The sequence below is a fragment of the Romboutsia sp. BSD2780061687b_171204_C1 genome, from assembly GCF_015560225.1.
GTDB classification, from domain to species: Bacteria; Bacillota; Clostridia; order Peptostreptococcales; family Peptostreptococcaceae; genus Romboutsia_C; species Romboutsia_C hominis.
The window spans coordinates 25,660-35,279 of sequence record NZ_JADMRK010000013.1 but is presented as its reverse complement, the minus strand read 5'-3'; the positions used below and the strand labels follow the sequence as shown (position 1 = coordinate 35,279).

Here is a 9,620-nt window from a genome sequence, read left to right as displayed (position 1 = left end):
GAGTTTGGACCGTGTCTCAGTTCCAATGTGGCCGATCACCCTCTCAGGTCGGCTACTGATCGTCGCCTTGGTAAGCCGTTACCTTACCAACTAGCTAATCAGACGCGGGTCCATCCTGTACCGCCAGAGCTTTGATAAGAAAGCCATGCGACTTTCTCATGTTATCTCGTATTAGCATACCTTTCGGTATGTTATCCGTGTGTACAGGGCAGGTTACCCACGCGTTACTCACCCGTCCGCCGCTCTTTACCGAAGTAAATCGCTCGACTTGCATGTGTTAGGCACGCCGCCAGCGTTCATCCTGAGCCAGGATCAAACTCTCAAATAAAAGTTGTTACCTGCTCAGACTATCATTATCTGAATATCTGGCTTGGTTGTATTCGATTCTTTTAAGAATCAGTTATATAAATTAACCTACTGTTTAATTTTCAAAGTTCATTTCTTATTTGCCCTTTTCTTAAGGACAAGTAATAATATACTATAGAATAAACAGTAGGTCAATACTTTTTCAAAAACTTTTTTATAAATTTTTTTCATATTCTTTTCTAAGCTTTTCAACTATCTTTCTTTCTAGCCTAGAAACAGTCATTTGAGAGATTTCTAGTTCTTTTGCAATCATAGATTGAGTTTTATCTAAGAAAAATCTATCTTTAAATATTTTAACTTCTAATTCATTTAAATTTTCCATGAATTTATTTATAAAGTCTCGCTGTTCTATATTTCCAAAACTACTTTCTTCTTGTCCAATTTTGTCTATCAATGTTATATCTTTATCTTCTGAATCATCATTACTTGATGAATCTAATGATATAGGTTGATATCCATAAGATGCTTCCATGGCTTCTAAAACATCTTCTTCTGTACACCCTATATATTTTGCAATCTCTTCTACTCTAGGTTGTTTTTTATATTCTTGTTCTAATATAACTTTGGCTTCACTTATCTTTTTGCTTAACTCTTGAACACGCCTCGGTACTCTAAGTGTCCATACTTTATCTCTAAAGTACTTTTTTATTTCACCTATTATCGTAGGAGTTGCAAAACTTGAAAACTCATACCCTTTTTCTATATCATACCTATCTATAGCGTATATTAATGCTAATGAAGCTACTTGATATATATCTTCAAATTCTACACCTTTATTTGCATATTTTTTAGCTAACAAATTTACTAAATATAGATGTTTTTCAATAAGAATATTTCTAACTTCTTTGTTATCTTTATCCTTGCTATATATCTTGAATAGCTCCTTATTATCTATGTCTAGGTAATTAGTAGCATTAGCTACGTTTTTCATTAAATACCAACTCCTAAATACTTAGTCATTTTTATTATAGTCCCTTTATTTTCTTTAGATTCTATATTAACTTCATCCATTAATGATTGTATTATAAATAATCCTAACCCACTTTCTTTTGGATTATTTAAATCTGGTTGATGTAAAGATTCTACATCGTACCCCTTGCCTTTATCTTCAATTTCTATAGCTAATCCATTTTCTAATATATCAAAAGTTATAAAAAATTTATTATCATTACTATGCTTTATAGCATTTGTACAAGCTTCTGATACAGCAACTTTTATGTCTTCTATATCATCTATCGAAAATCCGATTTTATTAGCTATACCTGATGTGGTTAATCTTATAATTCCAACATACTCAGGGTTTGAGCTTATTTCCATCTTTATTGTTTCAAAAGCCAACGTCTATCCCTCCACTTTAAATATTTTATCTAGTCCTGTTATTGCAAATATTTTTTTTACATTGATTTTTGGATTTAATATATATATTTCCTTTCCGTTTATTTTTAATTTCTTAAGTACTCCTATCATTACACCTAAACCAGTTGAATCTATATAGTCTAAGTTTGTAAGGTTAATTTTCATATCTAAAGATTCTTTATCTGCTAAATTATGTAAATGTTCTTTTAACTTATCTGCTGTAGAAACATCAAGTTCTCCTTCTAGTGATATATCCCAGAAACATTCTTGTTCATTTAGCTTTGAATTTATATTTATTGACATCAATAAACCTCCTTATATGCAATTATCTCTTTATAAATTTAAATATTTTGGCTATACCTGCCACTTTGCCAACTAAATCAGTTATTTCTTCTGTATTTTTAGATATAGCGGCAACATTTTCTATTGTCTCGTGTATATGTCTTTCATTATAGTCAACTATTTTGTATACCTTTCCTACAACTTTAGTTGTCTCATTCAATAATCTTCCTATGTATATTGCTATAATTAATGCCGAAACACCAAATAAAACAGCACCTATTTGCCATCCCATTGCATCCATTAATTATTCTCCCCTTCATCTTCAAAAGTTCTACTTATTACTATTTCATCTTCACATATATCTATACTATCTTCTAATACATTATCATCAATTAGATTATTTATTTTAGTTTTTACACCATCTATTGTTCCTTGTAAAGCTTCTTTTGGGTTTTCCTTAACCTCACCTAGCTTTTCTTTAGCATCTCTTCTTAATTCTGAACCTTTTTTAGGTGCAAAGAATAAACCGGCTATAAATCCAAGAAATGCTCCTAGTAATAAATATTTCCCTTTCTTATTGCTCATAATACATTCTCCTCTCCTATAGTCGATAGCTATGGAAAAAGAATAGGATATATTCCTATTCTTCTTCTATATTTATTTTAGCAATAGAAACTACATTAACTTCATCATTGGTCTTCATTAGTTTAACACCGCTTGTTACTCTTCCAAATAATGATATTTCATTCACTCTTAATCTTATTAACACTCCATCTGAGTTTATTATCATTATTTCGTCTTCTTCTGTAACCATTTCAGCTCCAACAAGCTTTCCTGTCTTAGCAGCTATATTATATGTCTTTATACCTTTACCAGCTCTTATCTGAGTTCTATACTCTTCTATATCTGTTCTTTTTCCAAATCCATTTTCACTAACTACTAATACTTCTGTTCCTTCATCTGTTAAGCTCATAGATACTACTTTATCATCAGCGCCTAAAGTTATACCTTTAACACCCATAGCAGTTCTACCCATTGGTCTTATGTCATTTTCATCAAATCTTATAGACATACCATCTTTAGTTATTAGTAAAACTTCCTTATTAGCATCTGTTAACTTAACTCCTATAAGCTCATCGTCTTCTCTTAATCCTATAGCTATCAGCCCAGATTTATTAATATTTTTGAACTCTTCACGCTTAGTCTTTTTAACTATACCATTTTTAGTAGCTAATAATAAATATTGATTCTCATCATTTTCATTTATTGCTATTAGTGTGGCTATTTTTTCATTTGGAGCTAGTTGAAGTAAGTTTATTATAGCTGTACCTTTAGACTGTCTCTTCCCTTCAGGTATTTCATAAGCATTTAATTTAAATACTCTACCTTTGTTAGTGAAGAATAATAACTTACTATGAGTCGTTGTTGTTACAAGGTGCTTAACAAAGTCTTCTTCTCTTGTAGTAAGAGCTGATATACCTCTTCCACCTCTATTTTGACTCTTATAAGTATCTGCTGGCACTCTCTTTATGTATCCAAAGTGAGTTAGAGTTATAGCTATTTCTTCTTCTTCAATAAGATCTCTAACGTCTATTTCACCCTCAGCATGTCTTATTTCAGTTCTTCTTTCGTCAGCATAATTCTTTTTAATTATTAGCATTTCGTCTTTTATTACGTTAAGAAGTAATCTCTCATTAGCTAATATTTCTTTTAATCTATTTATTTTCTTAATTAACTCTTCATACTCTGCTTCTATTTTATCTCTTTCTAATCCTGTAAGTCTTTGAAGTCTCATGTCTAATATAGCTTGTGATTGAATTTCTGATAATCCAAATCTCTCCATAAGACCTGCTTTAGCTTCTTGAGTAGTCTTAGAGCTTCTTATTAATTTTATTACTGCATCTATGTTATCTAAAGCTATTCTTAACCCTTCTAATATGTGAGCTCTTGCTTCAGCTTTATTTAATTCAAATTTAGTTCTTCTTGTAACTACATCTTTTTGATGTTTTACATAGTAGTATAATATTTGCTTAAGATTTAATACTCTTGGTTGACCATCAACTAATGCAAGCATTATTATACTTATAGTTTCTTCCATTTGAGAATGCTTATATAAGTTGTTTAATACTATATTTGCATTAACGTCTCTCTTAAGCTCTATAACTATTCTCATACCATTTCTGTTACTTTCATCTCTTAGGTCAGATATTCCTTCAACCTTCTTCTCTTTAACTAAATCAGCTATTTTTTCAACTAACTTAGCTTTATTAACTTGATATGGTATTTCAGTTACTACTATTTGTTGCTTATTCTTAGGTAGTTCTTCTATATAAGCTCTTGCTCTAACTTTTACTTTTCCTCTACCTGTTCTATAGGCATTAGCTATATTTTCTTTTCCCATTATTATTGCTGAAGTAGGAAAATCTGGTCCTTGTACAAACTGCATTAAATCTTCTACAGTGCACTCCTCATTATCTATTAAATGTACTGTTGCATCTATAACCTCTGCTAAGTTATGAGGTGGTATACTTGTTGCCATACCAACTGCTATACCGTTAGATCCATTAACTAATAAGTTTGGGAATCTAGATGGTAATACTGCTGGCTCCTTTAAAGACTCATCAAAGTTAGGGATAAAATCAACAGTCTCTTTTTCTATATCTCTTAATAATTCTAAAGATAGTTTACTCATTCTAGCTTCAGTATAACGCATTGCCGCTGGTGAATCTCCATCGACTGAACCAAAGTTACCATGTCCATCAACTAAAAGTCCTCTTGTAGAGAAATCTTGTGCCATTCTAACCATAGCTAAGTAAACTGCACTATCACCATGTGGGTGATATTTCCCTAGAACGTCCCCAACTATACGTGCAGACTTTCTATAAGGTTTATCTGGTGTTAAGTTCAATTCATTCATAGAGTATAGTATTCTTCTATGAACTGGCTTAAGACCGTCTCTTACATCAGGAAGAGCACGTCCAGCTATAACACTCATCGCATAATCCATATACGATTTTTTCATTTCATCAGCTATTTCTAAAGGAAGTATTCTATTGTTTTCTTCCATTTACACTCATCCCCTTTCTTATATATCTAAATTCTTAACGTATTTAGCATTTGTTTCTATAAATTCTTTTCTTGGGGCTACTTTATCACCCATAAGCATTGAGAATACCTCATCTGCCATAGCCGCATCTTCTATATTTACTTGTAGTAATGTTCTAGTTTCTGGGTTCATTGTTGTATCCCATAATTGCTCTGCATTCATTTCTCCAAGTCCTTTGTATCTTTGTAACTCTACGCCAGTTCTACCAATCGACTCTAATAGGCTAGCAAGCTCTTTGTCTGAGTATACATAGTATTCTTTCTTTTGTTTCTTGACCTTATATAGTGGTGGTTGCGCTGCATATACATATCCATTTTCTATAAGTGGTCTCATGTATCTAAAGAAGAATGTAAGTAATAATGTTCTAATGTGAGCTCCATCGACATCGGCATCGGTCATTATTACTATTTTATGATATCTAGCTTTTTCTAAATCGAAGTCATTTCCTATACCACATCCAAAAGCAGTTATCATATTTTTTATTTCATCTGAAGATAATATTTTATCTAATCTAGATTTTTCAACGTTAAGTATCTTACCTCTTAGTGGTAATATAGCTTGAGTGTGTCTATCTCTACCTTGTTTAGCAGATCCACCGGCAGAATCCCCTTCGACTAAGAATACTTCACTCTTAGCTGGGTCTTTTTCAGCACAGTCTGCTAATTTCCCAGGTAATGCAGTACTTTCTAACACACTTTTTCTTCTAGTTAACTCTCTTGCTCTTTTTGCAGCTTCTCTCGCTCTTTGAGCTCTAAGGGCCTTATCAACTATTATTTTTGCTGTAGTTGGGTTTTCTTCTAAGAAAGCTCCTAATTCTTCAACAGTTATACTATCCACTATACCTCTCATCTCTGTATTACCTAGCTTAGTCTTTGTTTGACCTTCGAATTGAGGCTCAGGAAGCTTAACAGATACTACAGCTGTAAGACCTTCTCTTATATCTTCACCTAATAAATTAGGCTCATTATCTTTTATTACTTTATTTCTTCTTGCGTAATCATTTAATGTTTTAGTAAGGGCCGCTTTAAATCCACTTAAATGAGATCCACCCTCATGAGTATTTATATTATTAGCAAATGAATATATGTTTTCCGTGTAACCATCAGTATATTGCATTGCTAATTCTACCATATAGTCATCTACTTTTTTGTCTATATAAACTATATCTTCATGTATTCCAGTTCTCGATTTATTTAAGTATTTTATATATTCTACTAAACCACCAAGGTAGTGGAATTCTTTTATCTTTTCTTTTCCTTCTCTTTTATCTTCTAAAATTATTTTTATTCCTTTGTTAAGGAATGCTAATTCTCTTAATCTATGCTCTAATGTTTCATACTTGAAGTCTATTTCGTCAAATATAGTAGCATCAGGCATGAAGCTTATACAAGTTCCTGTATGGCTTGATGTTCCTACTGCATTAAGTTCTGATGTAGCTACACCTTTTTCATAAGTTTGTCTGTATAACTTTCCATCTCTTGAAATTTCTGCTACTAACCACTCAGATAACGCATTAACAACAGATACCCCAACTCCGTGAAGACCACCAGATACCTTGTATCCTCCTCCACCGAACTTTCCTCCTGCATGAAGTACTGTTAAAACTGTTTCTAGTGTAGACTTACCTGTTTGAGGGTGAACTTCAACTGGTATCCCTCTCCCATTATCTCTTACTAAGATACTTCCATCTTGATTTATAGATACGTATATCTCAGTACAATATCCTTGAAGTGCTTCATCTATACTGTTGTCTACTATCTCGTAAACTAAGTGATGTAACCCTCTTGGACCAGTAGATCCTATATACATACCAGGTCTTTTTCTAACAGGCTCTAATCCTTCTAGAACCTGAATCTGACTTGCACCATATTCTTGCTTCATCTAGTTCCCTCCATTCTCTATGTTTACAACACTTCCATTATCAATATTAAATATAGTAGTGTTATCTATATTGAATATACTTTTATGTGAAACCTCTGCTGTAGTTATAAACATTTGAACTACATTTAAGTTATTTACTAATAGTTTTTGCCTTGTTTCATCTAATTCACTGAACACATCATCTAAAATTAATATTGGATATTCTCCAACTTCATTATTTATTAACTCAATTTCTGATAATTTTAAAGAAATTGACGCAGTTCTTTGTTGTCCTTGTGAACCATATAACCTTACATCTAGTCCGTTAACAAATATATTAAGATCATCTCTATGTAGTCCATATCTAGTAGTCCTTGTATCTATATCATGCTCACGGCTTGACGAAAGTTTTTCAATAAATTTGTTATATACTGTCTGGGCAGTATCTTCATCATTTATATCAATTTGATTTTTATATGTTATAACTAAATCTTCAATTCCTCCAGTTAGTTTATCATGTAAACTTTTAGATATACCTGCTATTTTCTTTATAAAATCTCTTCTAAGTATATAAATATAGCTCCCGTACTTAGCTAAACTTTCATCATATACATCTAATAAAGATTTATCTATATTCTTACTCTTAAGTAACTGATTCCTTTGGAATAATATTTTATTATAATTTGTAAGATAATTATAATATCTGGGTATAATTTGACTAATCTCTTTATCTATGAAAGATCTTCTTTCTTTAGGTCCTTCTTTAACTAGTCTCAGATCTTCTGGAGAAAATATTACAACATTTATATTTCCAAGCAGTTCGTATATTTTTTGAATAGGTATTTTATTTACTTTTATACCCTTCTTATTCTTACTGATAGCTATTTCAATTAAGCCTTTAGTATTTTCCTTTGAAAAAGCTCCTCCGACATAAAGATTCTCTTTTTCAAATTTTATTATTTCCTTGTCTTTATTGGTTCTAAAGGACTTTCCAAAAGATAGCATATATATAGATTCTACTATATTAGTCTTTCCTTGGCCATTTTTTCCGACAAGAAGATTTACTTTTTTATTAAATTCCAGATGTAAACTATCGTAATTTCTAAAATTGACTAACTGCAAACTATTTAGTTGCATAAAAGGCTCTCCTTATTACACTACTTTTATTTGATTTCCTTCTACCTCAACTATATCTTGAGGTTTAAGTTTTCTTCCTCTTCTTGTTTCAACTTCTCCATTTACCTTAACTAGACCTTCTAATATTAAAAATTTAGCATGTCCACCTGTTGATGCTAAGTCTGCTAATTTTAAAAGTTGATCTAATTTTATATATTCTGAATCTATATTTATCTCTATCATAGCTCGTCCTCCTATTTATTTTCATTTAGTTTTTCACTAACATGTCAAAAATATATTATATCATAAAATTAGTTATAAAAACCCAACTTTATTAGTTGGGCTTTTTTAATGAATTATATACTAGATGATATTCTTACTGGAAGTAATAGGTATGTGTACTCGATTTCGTCAGCAGGTTTTATTATACAAGGATTAACATTTGTTGTGAATTCTATAAATATCTCTTCACTATCAATGTTTTTTAATCCTTCTAAGAAGTATCTTGAATTGAATGCGATATCTAAATAATCTCCTTCTAATTCTAGTGAAACTTCTTCATAAACATTTCCTTTATCTGTATTAGAAGTTATTGCCATTGCATTATCTCTTATAGATAATTTGATTAGATTATTTTTTTCAGCTTGAGATAATAATGATGCTCTCTCAATACTATTTAAAAGATCTCTTGTTTTTAATTTAACTCTAGTATTGTGTTCTCTTGGAAGTAATCTTTTATAATCTATAAATTCACCTTCTAAAAGTCTAGTTATTATTTTAGTGTCATTTATTATAAATATTGCATTTTTATCATCAAATCCCATTTTTATATCTTCTTCTGATGATAATAAGCTATTTACATCTATTAATGCCTTTCCTGGAATTATAACTTTAGCATCATTTGAAATATTCTCTAAATTACAGCTTCTAACAGCTAATCTATATCCATCTATAGCTACTAAACTTATATTACCATTTACTATTTCTAAAAGTTCACCCATTAAGATAGGCTTTGTTTGGTCTTGAGATATAGCAAATACTGTTTGCTTTATCATATTTTTTAGTAAATCTTGAGGTATATTATATAAGTCTTCTTTATTTACTTCTGGTAACTTTGGAAATTCTTTAGCTGAATCTCCTTTTATCTTAAATCTTGAGTTTACACAATTTATGTATACATTATTTTCACTATCTGTTTCTATTTCAACAAAAGAATCTGGTAGCTTTCTAATTATATCACCAAAAAGTCTAGCATTTACTACTATTTCTCCTTCTTCTATAACTTCAGCTTGTGTATAAGTTTCTATACCTATTTCTAAATCATAACCAGTTAATTTTAGTTGATCTCCTTTTGCTGATAATAATATTCCCTTTAATAAGTCTAAAGTAGTTTTACTATTAATAGCTTTTTGAGATATTCCGATTTTATTAGCAAGTATTTTTTGATTACAAATTATTTTCAATGTGGATAACCTCCTTGTGGTCTTCATATATAAAAAATAAATAAAAAATTAGTAGTAATAGTAATAGGCTA

The 9,620-nt window shown here is 30.7% G+C and carries 10 protein-coding genes and 1 rRNA gene; all 11 read right to left on the bottom strand.

Annotated elements, in window-relative coordinates:
- Positions 1 to 328 (bottom strand): 16S ribosomal RNA (locus I2H23_RS13875); the annotation flags it as partial.
- A gap of 192 nt (positions 329 to 520) precedes the next feature.
- The gene (locus tag I2H23_RS13870) at positions 521 to 1,297 is read right to left on the bottom strand and encodes a SigB/SigF/SigG family RNA polymerase sigma factor (protein WP_166506173.1); all 777 of its coding nucleotides are present in this window, start codon (positions 1,295 to 1,297) and stop codon (positions 521 to 523) included.
- Complete coding sequence (locus tag I2H23_RS13865; protein ID WP_330383662.1) at positions 1,297 to 1,704, bottom strand: ATP-binding protein; 408 nt, start codon at positions 1,702 to 1,704, stop codon at positions 1,297 to 1,299. Before I2H23_RS13865 ends, I2H23_RS13870 begins: the two co-directional genes overlap by 1 nt.
- 3 nt (positions 1,705 to 1,707) lie before the next feature.
- Entirely contained in the window at positions 1,708 to 2,025 is a 318-nt protein-coding gene (locus I2H23_RS13860) for an STAS domain-containing protein (protein ID WP_166506172.1), read from the bottom strand.
- 22 nt (positions 2,026 to 2,047) lie between these two features.
- A complete protein-coding gene (locus tag I2H23_RS13855; RefSeq protein WP_092921718.1) occupies positions 2,048 to 2,305 on the bottom strand; it encodes a hypothetical protein in 258 nt (85 codons plus the stop codon).
- Positions 2,305 to 2,589, bottom strand: coding sequence for a YtxH domain-containing protein (locus I2H23_RS13850; protein WP_092921716.1), 285 nt, complete (start codon positions 2,587 to 2,589; stop codon positions 2,305 to 2,307). Before I2H23_RS13850 ends, I2H23_RS13855 begins: the two co-directional genes overlap by 1 nt.
- Positions 2,590 to 2,644: 55 nt before the next feature.
- Positions 2,645 to 5,071 (bottom strand): DNA gyrase subunit A, encoded by a 2,427-nt coding sequence (gene gyrA / locus I2H23_RS13845; protein WP_092921714.1) that lies wholly within the window; start codon positions 5,069 to 5,071, stop codon positions 2,645 to 2,647.
- An 18-nt stretch (positions 5,072 to 5,089) separates the two neighbouring features.
- Positions 5,090 to 6,991, bottom strand: coding sequence for a DNA topoisomerase (ATP-hydrolyzing) subunit B (gene gyrB / locus I2H23_RS13840; RefSeq protein WP_092921712.1), 1,902 nt, complete (start codon positions 6,989 to 6,991; stop codon positions 5,090 to 5,092).
- Complete coding sequence (recF, locus tag I2H23_RS13835; protein ID WP_092921710.1) at positions 6,992 to 8,107, bottom strand: DNA replication/repair protein RecF; 1,116 nt, start codon at positions 8,105 to 8,107, stop codon at positions 6,992 to 6,994.
- Between the two features lie 15 nt (positions 8,108 to 8,122).
- On the bottom strand, positions 8,123 to 8,329 hold the full coding sequence (yaaA, locus tag I2H23_RS13830; protein WP_092921708.1) for a S4 domain-containing protein YaaA: 207 nt from the start codon (positions 8,327 to 8,329) through the stop codon (positions 8,123 to 8,125).
- A gap of 113 nt (positions 8,330 to 8,442) precedes the next feature.
- On the bottom strand, positions 8,443 to 9,549 hold the full coding sequence (gene dnaN, locus I2H23_RS13825) for a DNA polymerase III subunit beta (protein ID WP_092921706.1): 1,107 nt from the start codon (positions 9,547 to 9,549) through the stop codon (positions 8,443 to 8,445).
- Positions 9,550 to 9,620: the final 71 nt, after the last annotated feature.